Origin of the sequence: Phocaeicola faecicola, assembly GCF_013618865.1 — a bacterium.
Taxonomy (GTDB): Bacteria; Bacteroidota; Bacteroidia; order Bacteroidales; family Bacteroidaceae; genus Phocaeicola; species Phocaeicola faecicola.
Genome location: NZ_JABSOE010000040.1, coordinates 17,684 through 39,539 on the forward strand (window position 1 = coordinate 17,684; position 21,856 = coordinate 39,539).

General features: G+C 38.2%; 13 protein-coding genes. 6 read left to right on the plus strand and 7 right to left on the minus strand.

Annotation, left to right across the window (positions count from 1 at the left end; all coding sequences use genetic code 11):
• The first annotated feature begins 16 nt into the window (after positions 1-16).
• On the plus strand, positions 17-259 hold the full coding sequence (locus H3001_RS11725; protein WP_005815636.1) for a hypothetical protein: 243 nt from the start codon (positions 17-19) through the stop codon (positions 257-259).
• Between the two features lie 66 nt (positions 260-325).
• On the opposite strand, the gene H3001_RS11730 is transcribed toward H3001_RS11725, so the two are convergent.
• Genes H3001_RS11730 through H3001_RS11755 form a run of 6 tightly spaced genes read right to left on the minus strand, consistent with a single transcriptional unit; the run spans position 326 to position 16,441 of the window.
• Positions 326-1,021, minus strand: a complete 696-nt coding sequence (locus H3001_RS11730) for a macro domain-containing protein (RefSeq protein ID WP_008157794.1) — start codon at positions 1,019-1,021, stop codon at positions 326-328.
• A 3-nt stretch (positions 1,022-1,024) separates the two neighbouring features.
• Positions 1,025-6,511: a DarT ssDNA thymidine ADP-ribosyltransferase family protein gene (locus H3001_RS11735; protein ID WP_008157793.1), complete on the minus strand. Its 5,487-nt coding sequence runs from the start codon at positions 6,509-6,511 to the stop codon at positions 1,025-1,027.
• A 2-nt stretch (positions 6,512-6,513) separates the two neighbouring features.
• Entirely contained in the window at positions 6,514-10,689 is a 4,176-nt protein-coding gene (locus H3001_RS11740) for an AAA domain-containing protein (protein ID WP_146296062.1), read from the minus strand.
• Between the two features lie 18 nt (positions 10,690-10,707).
• Complete coding sequence (locus H3001_RS11745) at positions 10,708-13,728, minus strand: type I restriction endonuclease subunit R (protein ID WP_008157789.1); 3,021 nt, start codon at positions 13,726-13,728, stop codon at positions 10,708-10,710.
• A gap of 3 nt (positions 13,729-13,731) precedes the next feature.
• Positions 13,732-16,197, minus strand: coding sequence for an N-6 DNA methylase (locus H3001_RS11750; RefSeq protein WP_005815645.1), 2,466 nt, complete (start codon positions 16,195-16,197; stop codon positions 13,732-13,734).
• A 22-nt stretch (positions 16,198-16,219) separates the two neighbouring features.
• On the minus strand, positions 16,220-16,441 hold the full coding sequence (locus H3001_RS11755) for a helix-turn-helix domain-containing protein (RefSeq protein ID WP_005815647.1): 222 nt from the start codon (positions 16,439-16,441) through the stop codon (positions 16,220-16,222).
• A 1,267-nt stretch (positions 16,442-17,708) separates the two neighbouring features.
• Between H3001_RS11755 and H3001_RS11760 the strand changes: the two genes are divergently transcribed.
• Positions 17,709-18,068, plus strand: coding sequence for a DUF2958 domain-containing protein (locus H3001_RS11760; RefSeq protein ID WP_005815651.1), 360 nt, complete (start codon positions 17,709-17,711; stop codon positions 18,066-18,068).
• Positions 18,069-18,167: 99 nt separating this feature from the next.
• A complete protein-coding gene (locus H3001_RS11765; protein WP_008157786.1) occupies positions 18,168-18,551 on the plus strand; it encodes a hypothetical protein in 384 nt (127 codons plus the stop codon).
• Here H3001_RS11765 and H3001_RS11770 read toward each other — a convergent pair.
• A complete protein-coding gene (locus tag H3001_RS11770; RefSeq protein WP_005815655.1) occupies positions 18,548-18,769 on the minus strand; it encodes a helix-turn-helix domain-containing protein in 222 nt (73 codons plus the stop codon). The two genes, H3001_RS11765 and H3001_RS11770, sit on opposite strands and share 4 nt — an antisense overlap.
• 763 nt (positions 18,770-19,532) lie before the next feature.
• Here H3001_RS11770 and H3001_RS11775 point away from each other — a divergent pair.
• The 3 genes from H3001_RS11775 to H3001_RS11785 all read left to right on the plus strand — a co-directional run bounded on the left by H3001_RS11775 (position 19,533) and on the right by H3001_RS11785 (position 21,595).
• Positions 19,533-20,093, plus strand: coding sequence for a phosphoribosyltransferase (locus H3001_RS11775; RefSeq protein ID WP_008157784.1), 561 nt, complete (start codon positions 19,533-19,535; stop codon positions 20,091-20,093).
• Positions 20,094-20,097: 4 nt separating this feature from the next.
• A complete protein-coding gene (locus H3001_RS11780) occupies positions 20,098-20,586 on the plus strand; it encodes an SLOG family protein (RefSeq protein WP_008157782.1) in 489 nt (162 codons plus the stop codon).
• A gap of 115 nt (positions 20,587-20,701) precedes the next feature.
• Complete coding sequence (locus H3001_RS11785) at positions 20,702-21,595, plus strand: helix-turn-helix transcriptional regulator (protein WP_008157780.1); 894 nt, start codon at positions 20,702-20,704, stop codon at positions 21,593-21,595.
• Positions 21,596-21,856: the final 261 nt, after the last annotated feature.

Consider the following 21,856-nt stretch of genomic DNA (forward strand, 5'->3'; position numbering starts at 1 on the left):
CATCGCATTCTTTGTGATGGTGATGGAGTTCTGCTTGATTGCAATCCTGACAATTGATAACAAGAGTCTGAATCTTGATCATGTCAAGTATATCACTGTCAGGAACTGGTCATACGTAATGAAGGACACGGCTGCCGTCAATCGCTTCGAACATGTGGACTTACTCTTCGATGATGTCAAGTTCAACCGAGAGCAGATTGATGAGCTGGATAAGTTCATCCGCACTAAGCATGAGCAGAACCAGAAGCGTCGCAAGTGATATGCTTGCCACTTCTCTCTATTAAAATGCGCGCATCACCCACTATGGATGATGCGCCTTTTTTTGTCAATCAAATAATGATAGTTCTTCTTGATAATTCATTACGATTTTAAAACAACATTCCATTGTCTTGATTCCTATTCCAGGATAATTTATCAGTGAAATCATAGAACGTAAATCATCTGATTTTACTGCATAATCGATGGTGTCGATTTGTTTTTGTGTACGAATCTTAGTTACCAATTTCTTCTTATTGTCTGGAATAGAGAGCCAACGTTTTTTAAACGTTTCATACAAATCGTCAGATGCCATTGGATCATAATCATATATTTCGACAGGAATTTCGCATTTAGAAAGATAGTCAATCATCATTCTTTTTACAACGTCCTTGTCAAGTCCTCCATTATTAGTTCCCAAAAGAGGAAAAGCAACAGAGGTTATGCCATGGCTAGTATATGTTTCAACAAATTTTTGAAGACCTTTCTCGACATATTCATATTTGCTCGGATATTTCCAATGGAATTTAGTTGGGAAATTAAGCACCCAAGGATCATTTTTGTCCCCTTTATATATCCAGAGCTTTCCAATTCCTATGAGATGCTGATGGCAGTACTCCTTATATATATCAAACATCTTAGGATAGCGAAGTTTATAAACCAACGCAATGCCCTTACCCATAACTCCAACGCAGTTAACTGTGTTAACGACTGTTTGAGCTTTTGTATTAAAGATGTTACCTTTTACAAATGTTATGTTATTCATTATTTATGACTTATATATTAACCATTCTTTAGTGTCTGCTCTTGGGTTAGGATCAATTAAGTATACCTCAGAAGGCGGATTGTGTTTGTCAAATACAACCGAAGGATACATAATAAGACCTGATGAGGTTCTATTCTTAATCAATTCCTGATTTTTAATTTCACCGCCTTTCACCAAGAGATAGGCACATCCATTGATGTCGTAGTCAGATGTAATAGATATAACATCCTCATTTTCACTCATTTCTAACTGTCTGTTTTCATGAGAATACATTCTATAATCAACTTCTATTTTTGAAACAATCTCATCGTCACCCAGATAGTTAATAAGCAAATCTTTTTGGAATTCATCATAGCATATAATTCTCAATGATTCTAATTGCATGAAATCAAGCTCTTCTTCCACTAGGAACTCTTGTTGTGACTGTTCTTTTATTCGATCAAAGAAATCATAGAATACTGACTTCCATTCTCCTGGAGACACTTGTTCTCTACCAAAATAATTATTGGTCAGAAATTTTGCATCTGATATGTCGTGATATAAATAATCCAGCCTAAGACGATCTGGTGTTTCTGTAATTTTTAATACAGAAGCCGCATTGGTTTGTAGGTTACCTGTGCTATAGTAGCACTTTTCAGGATATTTTGCTACAATTTCACGAATATCAAATTCAAAAAATACAGGCATAGGACACTTTGGCAAGTGTAAATCACATGCTTGCGAGTAATAACTCTTGCCATAATCTGTTTCAAGGCTACTATCCCATCCAAGACATTCGTTGTAAAATTGTGTCATTGATTTTGGACGATAATAGAATCTGGCAAATGGATGTGCCTTACCAGTTCGGTGCACCACGGAACCTGCCGCATCAAATTTCAAGGATCTTGTTTCTTCTGCTTTATTTCTACTCATTATCTTTCGATTCTTGATTATCTCAATTGCATTGAACATATGAGAGAAATGGTAAACCTTCATCTTGTTATAATAACCAGAAGAATGATGTGCCATCTTGTCCAAAAATTTAATCACATTCAATTCTTTTGCAAAATCTTGATACAAATCCGCAGAGAAATCAACGGACTCATTCTCGCTAAAAGCATACCAGTCAATTTTAGCTCGATATTTATGCAAGAATTCTTCTGTAAACACAATAGATGCACCTGACAATTTTGTCCAATCTATGCATTCTTGGATAGAATCTACGTATGAAATATCTAACTCGCTATAGTTGAATCGCTCATTTACGAGTTTCCAGTCAATTTTATTCTTATATTTTACAAGTCTTTCTGTTGTAAGATGTATATTCTCTGATAGATATCTCCAATCTAATACGTCAACGAATTCATCAACTACATTTTCATTTTCTATATTTATCACATTCTTGTTTGATGTGACTAAAGACCAGTCCAATCTCTCAGTAAATGCGCGAACAAACTGTATGTTGATATTGACATTGCTTGACAGTGAGCCCCAGTTTATTTCCTCGCCTGAATCTATTGCTTTACTAATTGTAGCTATAGAAGGCTTATAAGAACTATTTGATGTTAAAACATACCAACTGAAGCAAATGTCATCCATCAGCTCGATTATAGTATCATCAAATGATAGTTCTTTTCTAGCAATTACGTCATCCCAAGAAATTGCTGCTTTAATCTCTGGTGTTTTAAGTATTTGACGTAATATTTTAATGTCCCATTTTATTGCAGCATTTTGAGACAAAGCAGCCCAATCCCATGGTTTTTCTTTTAAGCTAAAAATAAAATCAAAGGATAAATTTACGCTCTTGTTTTCAGACAATGATTTCCAATTCCATTCCTCTTTAATGAAGTTTGAAATCATTTCATTGTCAATTCCTATATCTTCACGAGTTGATATAAGGGAGAAGTTCAATCTATTCTTATATTTACGAAGATATTTTCCCTTATGTTCAGGCAACAAGCAACTACCAAACTCGCTAATATAATCCCAATCCCAACTGTCAGGATTAATTTCATAGAACACGTCATTTCTTTCTTGTATAGAAGGCTGCTTAGTTAGTTCTGAGTAATCCCATTCAAATTTAGGATTATTCAATTTGCCTTTTACTATTGTTTTCCATGTTCTAAATACATAGGTATCAGAATCATATTCAAACATTTTGTTTACAGCACAACATGCAGACAATGCTCTTCTGTCAATATATGAATGGTCTTGATTTACAAATAATTCTGGATCTGTGATGGCAGTGTAAATATATGAGTAATCCCATTCATATCCATTCATCGGATTATTTGCTTCCGATAAAAGAAGTAGTTCTGCAGGTTTATAGAGACAAGAAATCGTCTTCCAACACTTTTCTTTAGTTGAAGATTCTAACTGAGAAATTGCCTCCTTGACAAAATGTAAATTGGTTATTATATAATCTCTATTAAATTTCTTGTCAAGTATAATATCCCAATCCCAATAAGAGGAATAGTTAAGTAAATTGTCAATAATATATGATGTTTCGAAGCGGTCGGTGATTATACTCCAATCCCACTTGGCACCAACAAGATTTCTGTAATTGATAATACTTGTCAATGCCATATGAGAACTTAATATGTTCCAATTTAGACACTCTGAGACATTATTGTTCGGCGAGATTATCTTAGATAAATCGCAGACGTTGTAGTCGCAGATTCTTTTAGATACAACATCCCAGTTAAGTACATCTTTTTTCTCTTCAAGAATGTCAAACAGTAATTCTTCAGATGCAGCTTCGCTAATAACCTGCCAATCTAATAATTCAGCTATTTCTACATCAAAGATATCTTCTTTTTTTAGTAAATGAATTATCTTGTTGACCGCAACATCCTTGTTCCAATAATCTAAATACTCTTTAAAATGTTGGTAGATATATGCAGCAGACAACCTGTTCGTAAGAATATTCCAATCCCACAAACACTTAAAATTGACAATATAATTAGCGATAAAAGTTTCGCTCAATTCGTTAGATAGAATTTCCCATTTCAATATATTTTTGCATTTATCTAGTGCTTCAGGCTTATGCTCAATCAAGTTAATCAACCTTCTTGAAACTATACTAGGATTCCATCTCTGATGGATATTATCGTAGATGAAATCAGGAGTTAATACTTGAGATAGCTTATCCCAGATATTGTTACCGAGAGCAAACCAACAAGAATGGCGAATTTCAGAGGTTTGGGAATCCGATACCTTATTGATATACTCGGACAATTTTAGCTTATCGAAATATTCTTCAATAATTTCAGGTTTAACCGTCAAAATCCAATTTGGAATGGCATCGGTATGATTATGTAGAGCATCGCAAAATCTTTTATCATTTGCGACAAGAACATTTTGTGCTAATACACTCCAAATCCATGGATAAGAAGGATTTTCAAGTACAACATTGTAGTCTTTAATAGACTTTGAAACAAACGTTACGTTCTTAGAACTTGTCATCCATTGTTTATGAGACTCAAAGAACCCAGAGGTAAAAGCTACAATTGAGTTGTTCATCCATTCCTCATAGGAAACAAGTTCTCTTCCTAATTCAAGAAAAGCCTCTGAACTAGAAAAATTCTTGTTGCATGACAAGGCATGCCAATCCCAAGGAAAATCTGAATGCGATGAAATTAATGACAGATCCGAGATTTTTCCAGAAACATACGAATAGTCTTCGGCTGTTGTAATCTTATGATAATATTTATTAAAAAATTCTGAATTCCAAGAGATAAATGAATACTTGGCAAATCCAGGAGAAAATTCTGTTGAATTCCAGCAGAGAATTCCGCTTTGTTCCAAATAATCAATTAGCTCATCGCACCATGCATAATTAGCTTTTGCACCTAGATTATACGAGATCAATGAACCTTCTTCTTTTAGTGACCTCAGGACAGATTGAAAACTATCGTTTTGAACAATAGCCTTTACCTGTTCTGAATCGGTAAGAATTCTATCAAGTATAATTCCTATGTATAAACCTACATATGGTTTTAGTTGTTCAATATGATTGATAACAAGATCTGTATTGGAATTGTTGACAAAGAATTGCCAATTCCAATTTTTACCAGGATTGCAAACAATTAGATTATAATGTTCAATCGGCAACCAGACTGTTAAATTATAAAAGTCAACATGCAGGTGTTCAATATTAGAAAGCACAAAATTAATGTCCAAGTATGGCTTTACAGTTTCCCAATCCCATTCAATATTGGAATTTGAATCACAAAGCATAAGTTCTTGGGCTTGTTCTGTTGTAATATCACTACGAGACATAACAACATTCATGTTCCATTTATATCTTGCACAATTTGCAATAATAAATGGAATCGGAAGTTTTGCTGATATTGTCACCATATCAAATAATGCATTAGCGTCCGAGATATGTTTCATTATAACATCTACAGGGCAGTACTTTGATATGATATCCCAATTATTTTCAGTACAATACTCGCTACTGACTATAAATTCATATGTTGAACAATCAGACCACTCAGTTCGAGAATCTCTAATAATCAACTCAAAGTCTTCTTCGTCAATTTCGTCTTCAAAGTGCTTAATTTCGTTATAATTGATTACAGAATCAGCATTATTTATCAGTTTATAATATAGTGCCTTTTTTACTTTCTGATTATATAGGTGCTCATTCTGACCTCGATACAATATATTCGTTGCTTCCAATGACACTTCATCTCCTTTGAAGATTATTGGATATAACTCGTCATTATATCTATACAAACTTATATTTACATACTTTACAGCATATTTCCAACTATTAAGCGCTTGTGCCTCAAAAATATTTGTAGTGCTTCTGGATTGAAGATTCAGACGATTTATCAAATCATCAGTGAGGTCTATATCAATGTCGTCTGGTTCATAACAATTTAAGGATTCTACGTGATTGATTTCCGTGTATAGGCCTAGAGAGGAGAAAAATGGAAAGTTTTCCGTATCTTCGAGATATTCTGATTTATTAACATTTGACATAACAACTTTCTCTCCTGAGAAGAAGGAGAATTTACAGTTCATATCTAATGCCTTATGACCGAGTCGTGTTAAACGAATGTATTTTGTAGCATTCGATTTCTTGTGGTTTTCTTCTGTAACATTCTCATTTTTTTCAGTGCTATCGGAAATGTCAAGACTTTCGTCTTTTGTATTCTCATCTTCTGATTCCTCTATAATGAGATTCCACATCATGACACTATCCAATAATTTATTGAATAGAGACACTTCTGCTGAATCTTTATAATACCGCTTAGAACCAAAGGATCTGTTAGCAATATCAAATCCTAAGGTTAAACCAAGTTCTTCTCTTGTAATCTTACCAGATTCGGTAGAATCTATCAATCGTAAAATTATGGAATCAAATTCGCTGAGAGGCTCTGTATTGTAAAACTTTACAGAACAAGTTCTTTCTTCGATTCGCCATTCACGAAGTTTTTTGTCTCCTGCTTGCGACTGATAAACAAGAGAACCATTGTTTATTATATCGTTGTATTGCATAATTACTTGTCTGAAATATTATGTAAATACTGTAAATATATACCGTACCATAGTCCAGTTCCACTAACATGGATTTCCTTGATGTTAAACTTATCCATTAGAGAGAGGAACATTGGCAGTCCTAGACGCATAGTAATTTGATCATCTAATTTCTTATTACCTTTAGATGCTTCAAAGTCAAAATCGTTCAAATCTCCAACAGTATCAAATTGACTCAATATTGCTTCGGTACATGTATTGATACAATCTTCTATTTTTTCTCTTGTCATTACTCTATCATGCTGGGCCGCATTATTTTTGCCACCTGTTGCATGTGTTATTGCTGTACCAACACTAATACAGAAACTTTCCGTTTCAGAAGTCATTGCTTCGCCCATGTTTTTATAGAACGTAACAAGACGTTCTTTGATTTTCTGGTCGCTACGGCTTAAAGCCTCTTCTACAGGAGTGTTTCTGTCGGAATCAAGAAACAAAATGTTTCTTAATGCTGTTGTGCCCAAATTGATACTGTATGAATTTACCAGATCGTTTTGGCGGAATACAGAAACTTCAGTAGAACCACCACCTTGATCAATCATGATTACATGCTCTGAAGTAAGCATTTCTTGTTTGTATCTTGAACTAAACAGATATGCAAACATCGTTGATACTGACTCTTCTTTTTTCGATAAAATGCGAACATTTATACCTGTTTTGTCCTTAATGAAAGATACTATCTCATCACGATTTCGAGCTGTTCGATATGCGGCAGTTGCTACAGTATAAACGATATCAACGTTCTCGGCTTGCATCACCCTCTTCCAATTTCTAATTGTGGGTAACACATTCATTTCGAAATAGCGCATGTCCATTTCGTTTTGCGAATTAAGACCTTTTCCGGTTTCTGTTTTATTAGCATTTCTAATGAAGTTCTGAAAATTGAATTCATCAACTTTGGCACTACGAATCACATCTTGGTCTTTACCAATAAGACATTTAACAGCTTTTGTGGATAGCTCAAGAACTGCAATCTTTGGATTATTACGATCTGCGCATGGACGTAACCAAGTTTCTATCACTCTTAAATGTCCATCTGTTGCAGGATTAATATCTCTAGTATTAAGATTAGCCGATCGATTCTTAGAGATAGGACGTGGACGCTTCTTCATAAGCTTATGTTCCCATCTTATGACTCTTCCATTAGGATTGTTCTTTATACTATCGAATACATTTTTGTATATAGCCTCACCGTCTTTATTCTTGTAAGCAGAATAATGAGCACTATTTCCTACAATAATTAGCAATCGCTTTGCACGAGACAATGCTACATTTAAGCGATTTGGCGATTTGGCGAAACCGAAATCTTTTTGCTTCCTATAACCCAATTCCTTATAAACACGGAAATCTGGAGCTTGTTTCTCATTTTCTGCAATACAATTACTGCGTACTAATGAAACAATAACAATGTTTCTTTCCATGCCCTGAAATCTATCGACAGAACTAGGCTTCAATGTTAGTTTTCCTGAATAATTCGCTTGCAGTCGTCTGAGTTGTTTTAATTGTGCGCCATAGAAGGTGATTAAACCTATCTCTTTATCTTCCTCATTATTGAATTTACTATTATACCTTGCAAAAGATTCTGATTCAGCAAGTTGAGAAAGAACCCATTCAATTGCATCCACCTCACCTTTGTTTGTTCGTGAAGTGCCCTCTGCAATCTCAGGCGAGTTAGTATCAATCCATACAACATGGTTTTCTGGCGATAAAAGTCCTTCTATATCAATACCATGATAACGAGAGAATGTTGTTCCTTCTGACTCGTAATCTTCATCGATGAAACCACATTCCAATCCACCGTCTTTAATATAGAATTGTTCAATAACCTTGTTGATGTCTGGATGCATTCTATATTGTTTCTTAAACGTTCCTTTTATAGAAGGGTTAGCATGCATAAACAATCTTTCAAAATGCGACTTCTCTAATTGGTCAAAGTTGTGACGAACAAATTTTTCTAGTTCAACAATTTGTTCTTTTTCTTCAACATCGACAGACTGTAATGCTTGATAATGAAGCTTGTAAAGAATGTCTTCTCTGTCTAAGTTTGGTGGTAGCTGACGATGATCTCCGATTATAATTGACTTCGTTCCATAGACTAATGGCATAGACAATTCCGATGGAGTTGCCTTAGATGCTTCATCTTGAATTACTACATCAAAAGCTAGATGTTCCTCGTCTTTGAAAACATTTTTGTATCGATTCATGAAACGACTTTCGGTGTTTTCTTTGTGTGCTTCTATTGCAGCATAGTTCTTTTCTGTAATTGAACTGCATGTAGCACCAATCACATTGCAATTGCTTCTATAAAGATTAAATACTAACTTACGAAGATCTTGAGGAAGATTCATCATAAAATGAAACCATGCCTTCTCAATAGATTCATCCTGGATCTGAGACCTATTAAGAATATTCTTTAACCATCTTACTAAAGCGATATTGTTGGGGTTAAATAACTTGTATTCTTCAGACTCTTCAATTGCCTCATTGTCTTCCTTCAAGATGAAATTCTTAGAAAAGTCAATACCAGCCCATTTCATCATTTCGGTAATTGCATAAGGTAATCCTTCTGATGAAAACTTATCACCTGCTCCTATACGAATAGGTTTGACAAGATTATGTTCAGAGAACTTCAATCGATCTAAGGCATTATCTACAGCCAAATTTGCCTCTGAGGTTAGGAGAATCCTATCTTTGGGATTGTATAACGCTAACTGCCATATAAGTTCGGCAATAGCTGTGGATTTTCCTGTTCCAGGAGGACCTTGAATTACAGCCAAATCCTTTGCTTCTACAGCTTTTGCTATTGCTTCAACCTGCCATTCATTAAGATGAGAATTCAATTTATTCTCTTCTATCAACTTTACTCGTTCTTTTATTTTATCCTTGTCAATAGGTGTTGCTTTACTTGCGTCAAAAAGATAACTCGCAAGCATAGGATTACGTAGTTGCTCGAAATTTTCTGTTATATAATCGAACGATTCTTGTAAACGATTTACTTTTTCTGAATCACCTGTTAAATCTGTTGCTATCTTAGTGAGTTTCTTTTCACTGATAAGTCTGTCAACCGCAGTTATATTAGACTGTTCAACTACAAATGTTAAGACAGGGTAATTTACATTCTTAAGTTTTCCAATTTCAACACCATTACAACTAAAGACTTCACCTCTTAAAGTTCCGATAACAACAGATTCATGTTCTTGTTGACCAAAAACATTTCTCTCTATCAGGAATTTATCTAAGCTTGATAACGGATTAATCTCAAACTCAAAAGGAATTGGAGCATACTCTTTGGTTTCTCCAGTTTCTTCATCTTCAACAGTACATCCATTTTTAATTTCATTCAAAATGTCACCTAATGCAGAATGAAAGTCTCTAGCCTGGGAATGACTATCATACGATTGCCTAAAAGATAGTTCTCCCATCTTGTTTGATATAATAACAATATTTGGAAAACAGTCTTCCAATTGAGCCTCTATTTCTTCCCTTTTGTTTTTCTGATAATTCCAGATTCTTCCCTCAATGAATGGCTGTGGGAAGAAGTTCATATAAAGGCATTCACATTCTTCCTCAAATGTCTTAAGCAACATAGGAGAAAGGGTGTCTATATTTGCATAAAAATTCCAAGAGTCCTTCGTTAATGGCACAAGTTCTGTATTGAACTTTTGCTTAAAAGACTTTTGAAACAATTCGAATTTTGACTCTGTGTTTACCTTAACAACGAGTTTACCGTCAGAAACGTATAATTTTGCAGTATTAACATCAAGCAAAATCGGCTGTTTCATGTATTGAAGCAGACATTTATTGATTTGAGTAAAGATTTTCCAAATTTCACGGATAGATTTCTCTTCACCTTCTAAATTGACGATATCTTCCGCTACTTGCTCACGAATTTTCTGTTCATCAACTTTTTTCTTACTTAGTTCATATTTTTTGTTGCCAAATCGATCAATCCCTTTTTCACCTAAGATCATGACCTCAATTTCATCGTTAACGTTAAGAACTTCATTAACATGAAATTTGCGAGCTGGAATCTCTGTAATATGCACCAAGCCAGAACTTCTATCGCTAAGCTCTACAAAAGCTCCAAAATCTACGATAGAAGTGACTTTAGCTGCTACTATTTCACCTTTATTGTATGCCATATTTATATTAAATGTCGATTATATATTAGTTAACTGACTCACTGCTGCTTGAAATACCCTTGCATTCACAAAGTTCTGGAAGTCAGGATTAGCGAAGTACGTTTGCACGAACTCTGTCTTTTCTTCCAGCATAGCAGCTACGATGTTGATGATGTCATCATTGAAGGTTATCTGAGCCACCTGTTTGTCACCATTACGAACGGCATTCGCAAAGTCAACGCTTGTTGCAATGCGAGCTGGCAGTTCCTCTATCTGACGTTGGACTTCATCACGGTTCTTCCACTCTATGTTGCCGTATGTATCGTTAAAGTCCTTTACTATACTTGACAAAGCATCTATTTCTGGCTGTGGCTTACCGCCACCTGTGCCTACAGGGATTGGTCTGACATTGGTATCTTCGTTTTCAAGGACAATGGCACGTTCTTCTTCCTTCACGATGCGGTACTTGTCAAAGTTAATATCATCGAGCAAGCCATCTGTGTAGTCATCTATCTTCAGCTTTGGCAATTTCTTAACCAGAAGGGAATAGAAGACATACTGCTTTTCCCACTCTGGACTCTCATACGGCAAGATGGCAGAGAAATAAGGGTAACAGCGGTTGAAGTTCTTTATTGCGCTCTTGCACTTTATCTGATCATCCTCGTTGAGTTCTGTCTTGAAGCGAACAACAACGGCATCAATGATAGAGTCTATCCTTGGGCGGTCTTCATCGGTACCCATCAGTTTTAGTGTTGCTACTTGGTCAACATCGTCCTGTGTGTAGAAATTGAATGCCTCAATAGTCTCGGTGAGATCATTGAGTTTGTTCACATCAGACTCACCTTCGAGGATTGTTGTTTTGTAATACCTCTGGAATGACTGGCGAATCATTTCAGGGTCATTGGCAAAGTCAAGAACAAAGGTGTCTTGTTTCTTTGGATGGCAACGATTCAAACGTGAGAGTGTCTGTACAGCCTTCAAGTCACTTATCTGCTTATCCACGTACATGGTATGCAGCAATGGCTGGTCGTAACCTGTCTGGAATTTGTCTGCTACAATCAATAACCGGTATGGTTCTTGTTCTACACGTTGTTCTATCTCGGCTGAAGGGAAACCGTTCAACTCTGCTTCGGTAACGACCTTGCCGTTAATGACTTTATCAGTGAACGCCACAATAGCCTTGTAAGGGCTGTTTCGTTCTTCTAACATCTTTGTAATCACTTTGTAGAACTCAATGGAACGCTCAATACTACTGGTTATCACCATAGCACGAGCCTTACCACCTATCTTCATATAGACCTTCTTAAGGAAGTGCTCTACGATAATTTCAGCCTTCTTCTCTATAGTTTCAGGCTGATGCTCTACATAAACGCGAATCTTACCCAAAGCCTTCTTCTTATCGTATTCAGGATCGTCTTCGACAGCCTTTAATACACGATAATAAGAAGAGTAAGGTGTATAGTTCTTCAGTACATCAAGGATAAAGCCTTCCTCAATGGCTTGTTTCATGGTGTATTCGTGGAATGGTATGTACAGAGGTTCCTCATTTATGCGCTCCACCTTATCACCGAACATTTCCAGAGTTTTGTTCTTTGGTGTGGCGGTAAAGGCATAGTAATTGGCATTCTTTGCCATCTTCCTTCCCTTTATTATTCTGTGAATCTTATCCTCAATGTCCTCTGAATCACCATAAGTCATGTCTGAATTATCAGCCACCATTGACGGATAATCATCTTTTTCGTAGGTGTAACTACCAGTCTTCAACGGAACGACAGGAGTAGCATTACCAGAAATACCTGTTGCAAGGTTAGCTGACAGCGATCCATTTTGGCTGCTGTGTGCTTCATCTATGATAATGGCAAAACGCTTATCCTTCAATGAACTGCCAATCTCATCAAGGATGAACGAGAACTTGAAGATGGTACTGATGATAATCTTCTTCCCTCCAGTCAACAGTTCACGGAGTGTTCCTGACTTATCTGCCCATCCCACGAGATTGTTTAATCTCTGGAAGGCATTTATGTTGTCGCGAATCTGCTTGTCTAGGTTCACACGGTCAGTTACCACAATGATGCTATCAAAGAATGGTTCTTGATTCTGTTGCAACAGAGTGACGAGCTGATATGCAAGCCATGTGATGGAGTTTGACTTTCCACTTCCTGCACTGTGCTGAATGAGGAATCTGCGACCGATAGGCGACATCTTTGTCACATTCAGCAACGAGCGAACGGCATCCAGCTGATGGTATCGTGGCCAGATAACAGTTTCCTTCACCTTATGAGTCTTTTTGTCCTCGCTACTGATGACTTGTGCAAAGTTCTCAATGATGTTGGAAAGTGTAGGCTTAGTCAGAATATCTTTCCAAAGGTACGAGGTCATTGTATCTCCTTCAATGACTGGATTACCAGCACCACCATTCACACCGCAGTTGAAGGGCAAGAACCAGGAGTCTTTACCTGCCAATGTGGTACACATCCACACCTGGAAGTCATCCACCGCAAAGTGAACAGCACAGCGCTTCTTTTGTAACAGAAGTTCCTTTGGGTCACGGTCACTACGGTATTGTGCAATGGCATTTTCGTATGTCTGACCTGTGAAGTTGTTCTTCAACTCAAATGTAGCGAGGGGTAAACCATTGATAAATACAACAAAATCTATCTCATTTGTATTCACCTTAGAGTACATAACTTGACGGATGACACCGAAGATGTTATGCTCGTACGCGACCTTTGCACTTGGATTCAGTTCTGATGGCAATGGATAGTACAGATTAAAGGTTGAACCATTGAACTTATATCCCTTACGTAGTACGTCTGTCACACCACGCTTCGTTATCTCGTTTGCCAGTCTGGTGAAGAACTTGAAACGCTCACTTGGTGAGGCAAAGCACATTGATTGCTTCACCTTTTCTGGCTGAGTCTCAGTAACGAAACGTTCCACCCACTTGTCAACCAAGGCAAAATCCTTATTGTAAGCATGTGGAGTTTCCTGTTCATAACCATTATGGTCACGTAGCCAGTCAACGATTATCTTCTCAAGTCCTGTTTCAGATGTGTCCATAACTTAAACTTTAATTTTACCTGTTATAATGTCAGATATAAGATGCTTCTTGTACTCCTTCAATGCATTTACATTATCCTCAAAGGCATAAATCAATTCATTGACCTCATTGAGTTTTGTAAATCCTTTTATTTCATCTTTAGGTGGAATAGGAATGTATTTATTCCCAAGAATGTTGTAATTGATATTTTGACCTTCTCTGATTCCAGTTACACAGGTTTTTAGTACATTGATAAAAACGGAGGACTTAAATAGATACTTAAAATACTCTGTATAGTCTTCATCGATTGGGTGAAGTATCGTGTAGGCTGCACTAATTATACCACGGTAATAGGCATATTCAATACCTCCCTGGAATGATCGAAGACTTATGACAAAGTCTCCTTTCTTTACTAATTTCAAGTTTTCAAAACCCTTAGTAACGGCTACAACACTACCATCATACAGTGATTGTGGAATAACACCTTTGTTCTGAGTAGCACAGAGCATTTCCTCGTCAGGATGTCCAGTATCATTGATTTCATCGAAACAATACTTAAATTGTATTTCGTCCCAATGAGCTGGAATTTTACCAAAAATAGGATTCTTGCTTTCTTTCAGATCTATATTGTCTGTTCTGAACCAATCTGACAGTTTTGGGAGCAAAGACAATACCTCCTTTTGCATAGAACCGATTTTGACTTGCAGATCTTTGGTTTCTTTTGCATCAACTTTTCTACTGAAATAATTCGCAAATCTAATCTCGTATCCTAACGTTGCTTTTCCTAAAATTGCTTCAGGGTCTCGTTGCTGTACTTCCTTTTCAAAAAAACGTTCTATGCCACCCTCATAGTTATAAGGGATTTGGAAAGAATACTTGTCCTTGACGTATTTTACCTTTCCTTTAACCATAACCGTCTCACCTTTGTCATTTTTTGCAGGGCGCAAGACTTCAACGTCCCAATAGCCAAACTCTTCGTTATCAAGAATTACACTATTGTCATTGTTCTGAAAGTTTACAAGCAAATCAAGAATTTCTTTTCTGTTTTTATCACTTGTATAACAATTCTTTTTTCCAAGATGCTTATCTAAAACAGTTTTTATATTGGAAGCATCGATAAGTTGAACCTTACCTTTACGCCTTTCTTCCTTACGATTTGTCACTACCCAAATGTATGTCGCAATCTTTGTATTGTAAAAGTCATTGTCTGGCATCTGTATTATTGCTTCCAGTAAATCATTTTCAATGATATACTTACGAAGATTGCTCTCTCCGCCACCTGCTTTTCCAGTAAATAGCGAAGAGCCATTGTGAACTTCAACAATGCGAGTTCCCAATGGTGAGTCTTTCATACGACTTATATTATTGGCGAGAAAAAGCATTTGGCAATCACCAATTTCTGGAATGAAACTTGTTACTCCATCAAAGAAGCGAGGATCCGTTATTTCTTTCTTGTCTTCTATTCCCCATTTTTTAAGATCTTCCTTCCAAGGTGTACCGAAAGGAGGGTTGCTAATACAGAAGTCAAACTTCTCGCCAGCATGACCATCCTGACTAATGGTTGAACCGAAGGCAATATACTGATGATCGACTGAGCCAAGACGATAAGAGAACTTATTGATGTTGCCACTTATCATGAGGTCAGCCTTGCAAGTTGCGTAGGTATCTGGTTGCAATTCCTGTCCGAAGATGCTTGTGCGAACACGCTTACCTTCTTCATTTGCAATACGTTCAATCTCTTCTTGGACAATAGTCAAAATACCACCAGTACCACATGCACCATCATAGATGGTGTAGGTATTGTCGGTTATCTTGTCTTTGATAGGCTCAATAGCCAACTGCCCAAGCAGACGAACATAATCACGAGGCGTGAAATGTTCACCAGCTTCGGTCACGTTGTTTTCCTCATTGAACTTGCGAAGCAGTTCCTCGAAGATGGTTCCCATGGTGTGGTTGTCGAGTCCTGGTAGACGTTCAACCATTTCTTTTGTACCATCCTCATTAATCACTTCCTGCATTACAGGCTTCACAGAGAGGTTTATATTCTCGTCCGTGAACTTCTCCAGAAGTGAACCAAGGCGATTTGCCTCAATCAGGTTGTCCACCTGTTGACGAAGTTTGAACTTATCTATGATGTCCTGCACGTCCTGAGAGAAACCATTGAAGTACTCAATGATATTCATCTTCAGACGCTGTGGATCAATCTCGTTTTTAAGTGTCTTCATCGTGAAGGCACTGGTATTGTAGAATGGATAGCCAGTAACCTGAGTGAGGAAAGGAGTATAATCTGCCAGATGATGACTGTCACAGAACTCCTTCTTTTCGAGAACGGCTGCTTTGGTAGATTCAAGGAGCACGTCTATTCGACGAAGCACCATGAATGGCAGGATTATCTTTTTGTAGTCACCTTTCTCGAAAGCATGTACCAAAACATCGTTGGCGATATTCCAGATGAAGGAGAAGAGTGCGTTATATTGCTTGTTGTCCATAAGATTTTAGATTTGAGAGTGATTAAGCTTCAATTTGCACCTCTTCAGTACGAATCAGTTCCGTAATCTCAACGTTCAGAACCTTTGAGATTTTGATCAGCGTTTCGAGATTTGGCTGTGAGAAATTCGTCATCCATTTAGAGACAGTCGCCTGACTGACTCCTAACTTTTTCGATAACCATATATTTGACAGATCCTTCTCTGCCATTACGACCTTTAACCGATTCAACTTCTTTACTTCCATATTCGTAAAATTTATGGTGCAAATATAACAAGAAATAATTGAAACAAATTTCGTTTTACGAAAGATTTTAATCAAATTGTAGTGATCTTTCTGCAAATAATATGAAAAACACAAGTTTTCAAGCACTTTTTTACCAGAAGCCAAAGATAGAAGCTTTAAGGTTCTCTGCTCTTAACTTTAAAGACTCTAACATTGGCAACAGGTTATCGATAATATGTCTGAAAAATGAGAACAATTAGACCGTACCGATGATGCAGGCTAAAGCTTGCACTGACGGAACGGCCTATATCCTTGAATGCCCGTCTTAAAATACAGGCAAGCTGTTCCGACTGTTCGTATTTCATGCGATGCCGGAACAAATTGCCTTATGCTACGGAAACTTACCGGCTGACTTGCTTCGTATCCCGATACCAGGCAAGTTTCAACCGACAGATTCATACAATCATGCAGATAAATCAGGACAGTTGCCAAAGACAGAGCCTTTAAGGTTGCGCTGCTCTTCACTTCAAAGGCTCTGACATTGACAACTGATTATCGATAACATGTCTGAAAACGAAAACAAGCAGGTCGTCCCGATGATGCAGGCTAAAGCTTGCACTGACGGAACGGCCTAAATCCTTGAATACTCGTTTTAAAATACAGGCAAGCTGTTCCGACTGTTCGTATTTCATGCGATGCCGGAACAACTTGCCTTATGCTACGGAAACTTACTGGCTGACTTGCTTCGTATCTGTGATACCAGGCAAGTTTCACCCGACAGGTTCATACAATCATGCAGATAAATCAGGACAGTTGCCAAAGACAGAGCCTTTAAGGTTGCGCTACTCTTCACTTTAAAGGCTCTGACATTGGCAACCGGTTACCGGTGGCTTGTCTGAAAACGGATACTGTACTCTTCAAAAATCATGGAATACTGAATGTCAGGAAAACATTGGAGCATCATACCCGGAACCGTTTCTTATGTGCAAAGGTACTGCGGACTGGAGAAACGCCAAGTGACGCTTGCGCTTTCAGTCGGAGGACTTGACGGCAGCCTTCCGCAAATTTTCTCATACCTCAAAAATTTGGGTATTCCGTCTGCATTCTCTGACTTCACACTTGTCTTTTTCTCCCTTTAGTCCGCAGTCACGGATGCACACAAAACGGTTTATCCCGGCCATGAAGCTCAATGAGCTTTACCAAAGGGAAAAGAACTGGAACTTCAAAATTCAAGTGTTATGCGAGCAAGAAGAATGGGTATCAAACAATCTTTTAATTTTTTACTGATATGTGCAGATTGATGACAACACAACTGGCGGAAGCTCTGGAGGGTTATCCGCTCTATTCTCAGGACGGCAAGGGAAAAGAGGCTGTTTGCCGTGCGGTTTTTGCCCTTGGTTCTGTAAGGTGGTTTATCCTTGAAGGAAACAGGGAGGATGACGATATGATTCTATTCGGCATCGTAGTCGGACTCATGGAGGATGAATACGGGTATGTTTCCCTCAATGAACTTTCGGATGTGGAGCTTGACCTGAGTGCTCAGGGGCTTGGCAAGCTTCAGGTAAGACAGCAGCAGAACTTTAAGCCGGTTCCGCTGAAACAGATTCAGGACAGCAGGCTTCAGGACTTTCTTGCAAGGTTTGAATAGGCTGTATGAAAACAGAAGTGGCCGGTCCTATCCGTCACGGACAAGACCGGCTGCTTATTATAGCAGGTAAATGAAAACAAAACTATAATTGTATGGTAAATGGAAAATTGTCGTAATATTTTTAATCTCTCTGCCCGGCATGGGTGGAGCGTTTCTATGGAAAACATGGATGGAATCCGGTTTCTCAATTTCAAACGGAAGACTTCGAGCGGTGTACCGTTCTGCTTTACCATTGAAGCCGGTGATGGTACAGCTGGCTGCATAGCAAAAGAAATATTCTCTTTCGTCAGTGCCGTTGTTCCTGAACAATGTGCAAGGAAATGGATGATTCAGTCAGGAGCGATGGAGCCGTCGGAGTTCCTTCAGGCCGTGGCTGACATGGAGGGTGTTAGGCTAAGGGCAAGGCTGCTGGCTCTTGAACTTGCAGCCATGAATGCCAAATATAATGTCCTGGATACCATTCCATGGAACAGACTGAACTAACGGTGTTTCTTACGCTTGCGGCCACGTTTGGGCAGACCGGTTTCCTTGTAGGCTATCAGGTCAGTTCCTCTGAACACCCTTTTTGCCTTGTCAGGTATCTTCAGGAAAGCCAGCGGCTTTTCCATATAACGGATATAGGCATAGATGGTGCAGCGGTGAACACCCAGGTAGCGTGCTGCCTCCTTTACTGAATATGTCTTTTCCGGAACGACTTTCATTATTTCTCATGCTGGTTAATCTTTTCGATTATGGGATACCGCAAATGTAAATAACTGATTATTAGCTGTCAATAGGTCAAATATGGGATTATTCCGGAGATTGTGGGATTTGTATGGATTATGTGTTACCTGTCATATTCAATACAGCAAGGCTAAGGCGGTTGATAACGAATCTGTTTTACGGAAATCAGGAAGGCATATATTTGATGGTTGACAGCGTTGACAGCAAATCCAATGAAAATCCGGCATAAAGTCTATCTGGAAAGTTGCTGTAATACAGTATATTATATTCTTTCTGATTTTTCTTAAAAAGAATAGAGTATTATAATGTGTCAACGTTTGGCTATGGATTTTTAGCGGACAGAAAATTATGGCTACACTTGTCAACGTTTGTCAACGCATGATTTCTATGTGAAGTATCTGATACACTGACAGATACTCTCTGTCAACACTGTCACCCCTGAAACGGGTGCATTTTATTATCTGAAAACATCTGATGCGAAAGGGATACATGGTTATCCTAATGTACCATTACAGCCACAGGTTTGTTCAGCATGCCTCTGCAGATATTTTTTTGCAAAGGTATCTCCGGCATTGCAAACGTCAAACACAGGGCTGAAAATCTTCCTCAAACGGGGTTGAGCGTATTTTCAGCTTCCCTTGTAGTTTGCCTTATTGAATGCCTGCGCTTCTGAAAACTGCAAAAAATATCCTTCGGGCAAGCTGAAAAACTTGCTGACAGAAGGGAAAAAAATCAGAGCGTATGGTACAGATGGACGAATGCATCAGAAAGCAGTTGGAAAAGCCTCAGACATGGTTCTGCAAGTATTTTCCCAAACGTATTCAGAATGTGGGCGAGAAGGAAATCGCCGACAGACAGTTGGTTTATGACTTCAAGGACGGAAGGTCTCATGAAACGGTGGCACAGATGACGGCAGCAAGAATGATTGAGGAACACGGAGAGGGATGTTCTCAGTTGGTATTCATTCCGGTTCCGGCATCATCAGTAAGAAAGAATGAAATCCGGTACATGGACTTCTGCAAAAGGGTATGTGAACTCACCGGAGCGATAAACGGATATGACCATGTAAGGGTATGCGGAGAAAGACTTGCTATTCATGAAAACCGTAAGGCTGAAAAGGAAATCAGAAAGGTGAGCATCATCGAGTTTGATGAAGAGTGGTTCAGAGGTAAGGCAGTCATAGTCTTCGATGATGTAATAACACGTGGAATCAGTTTCGGTATGTATGCGAATCAGTTGGAGAGTTTCGGAGCGAATGTCATTGAAGGCATCTTCCTTGCAAGAACCCATTATAAAGTATAGAACTATGAACGGAATATTATCAGAAAAATCAAAGTCACTGGCTTTCACGGGACACAGAACTGTTCCCGTAGAAAGGCAGAATGAAATAAGGGCACGGCTTGTTGAAGCCGTGTCGCTTGCATGCAAATCAGGCATTACCTGCTTCTATTCAGGCATGGCCATGGGATTCGACCTGATGGCAGCTGAAACTGTATTGTCACTGAAGGGAAGGTATCCGGATATACGGCTCATTGCAGTTGTTCCCTTCAGAAAACAGAGCTGCAGGTGGCCATCCATGGAAAAGGAACATTATCAGAAAATAATTTCCCAGGCTGACCAAGTTATCATATTGAGTGAACACTATTTCAAAGGATGTCTTCTAAGGCGCAATGACTTCATGCTGGAGCATTCATGTGGCGTGATTGCCTTTTATGACGGCAAACCTTATGGTGGGACATTCTATACCTGCAGGGAGGCAGTGAAGAAAGGCATGGACATAGTAAATCTGTACTGAAAACCAGTCCGGATTATACTGAAAATATTGTACAAAACAGATATGCAAATTTCTTGCATATCTCATTTATAATGCTTATATTTAGATAGTTAAACGAGTTATAAGAGGTGATTTTATGAATAATATATACAACCGCTACATTTGGCTGCTGCATACAGTCTATCAGGAAAGAAAGGTTACTTTTGAAAGGCTTTGTGAGATATGGAAGCATCATTTCCTATACAATGGAAAGCCGCTGAGTCTGCGCACATTCCATCATCACCGGAAAATGATTGAAGAGAACTTTGACATAGTCATTGCGTGCAACAGAAAGGACTATACATACTATATCCAGAATCTGGATGAAATACTCGGTGACAGCTGCCGCAACTGGCTGTTCAACAGCCATATCATAGATGTGACCCTGAAAAGCAGTCCGTGTCTGTTCCATCGTGTTGTACTGCCTGACATGTCAAATGGTATTGAATACCTGCCGGATATATCGGAATGTATCAGCGATGGGCATGAACTGTACATATTCTACACGAATGACAAGGGTAATGAAGTGGAAGGCCGTTTGAGACCGGAAGGTTTGAAACTGTTCCATAACCGCTGGTATTTGCTCGGGTACAGGAACGGATCAGAGTTCTGTGCTGTTCCTCTTGATGCACTGACAAAAATCTATCTCAGCGGAAACAGGTTTCAGACTGACTACAAATTTTCCCTTTCCAGACGTCTTTCAGACTCCATTGGTGTTGTAGCCCCAACCGGACAGCAGCCGGAAGAGGTTACACTAAGGGCTTATGGTCCATTTGCAGATTATCTGAGAAAGCATCCTTTCCACCATTCACAGGTGGAAAGGAATGATATGGGGAGTTTCACTTCATTTGATTACACACTCATTGTGACTGACGAGCTGGTGGATGAAATCCTGGCTCTCGGTGATAAAGTGGAGATTACTTTTCCGGAAAAGCTGAGAATGAAACTGCTTCAAAAGATTGGACGTATTAAGAATAGGTATATAATTTAATTATTGTTACTATTGTATTATAGTTTATTTTACAATGTATAAATATAAAACATATGATATTTGAATAGTAATATTCAACACAATTTGCTGTAGTTAAAAGTAATTGCCAGACTATTGAATTACTAATTGAATTAGACACTGTCCAAAATTTTGTGTAAATGGAAACAGGATTCAGTTGTAAGTTTGTTCTTATATCTGGATTCTGTTTTCAAACATAAGCATAAATTGATTCATAATCAAGCCCCAGTTATGAATCGGCTG

What these genes read in the sequence shown, in the direction of transcription:
- H3001_RS11745 (WP_008157789.1), bottom strand. Translation starts at nt 13,728, where the DNA reads ATGGACACATCTGAAACAGGACTTGAGAAGATAATCGTTGACTGGCTA.
- H3001_RS11740 (WP_146296062.1), bottom strand. Translation starts at nt 10,689, where the DNA reads ATGGCATACAATAAAGGTGAAATAGTAGCAGCTAAAGTCACTTCTATC.
- H3001_RS11735 (WP_008157793.1), bottom strand. Translation starts at nt 6,511, where the DNA reads ATGCAATACAACGATATAATAAACAATGGTTCTCTTGTTTATCAGTCG.
- H3001_RS11750 (WP_005815645.1), bottom strand. Translation starts at nt 16,197, where the DNA reads ATGGACAACAAGCAATATAACGCACTCTTCTCCTTCATCTGGAATATC.
- H3001_RS11725 (WP_005815636.1), top strand. Translation starts at nt 17, where the DNA reads ATGGTGATGGAGTTCTGCTTGATTGCAATCCTGACAATTGATAACAAG.
- H3001_RS11730 (WP_008157794.1), bottom strand. Translation starts at nt 1,021, where the DNA reads ATGAATAACATAACATTTGTAAAAGGTAACATCTTTAATACAAAAGCT.
- H3001_RS11780 (WP_008157782.1), top strand. Translation starts at nt 20,098, where the DNA reads ATGAACGGAATATTATCAGAAAAATCAAAGTCACTGGCTTTCACGGGA.
- H3001_RS11760 (WP_005815651.1), top strand. Translation starts at nt 17,709, where the DNA reads ATGTGCAGATTGATGACAACACAACTGGCGGAAGCTCTGGAGGGTTAT.
- H3001_RS11770 (WP_005815655.1), bottom strand. Translation starts at nt 18,769, where the DNA reads ATGAAAGTCGTTCCGGAAAAGACATATTCAGTAAAGGAGGCAGCACGC.
- H3001_RS11775 (WP_008157784.1), top strand. Translation starts at nt 19,533, where the DNA reads ATGGTACAGATGGACGAATGCATCAGAAAGCAGTTGGAAAAGCCTCAG.
- H3001_RS11785 (WP_008157780.1), top strand. Translation starts at nt 20,702, where the DNA reads ATGAATAATATATACAACCGCTACATTTGGCTGCTGCATACAGTCTAT.
- H3001_RS11765 (WP_008157786.1), top strand. Translation starts at nt 18,168, where the DNA reads ATGGAAAATTGTCGTAATATTTTTAATCTCTCTGCCCGGCATGGGTGG.
- H3001_RS11755 (WP_005815647.1), bottom strand. Translation starts at nt 16,441, where the DNA reads ATGGAAGTAAAGAAGTTGAATCGGTTAAAGGTCGTAATGGCAGAGAAG.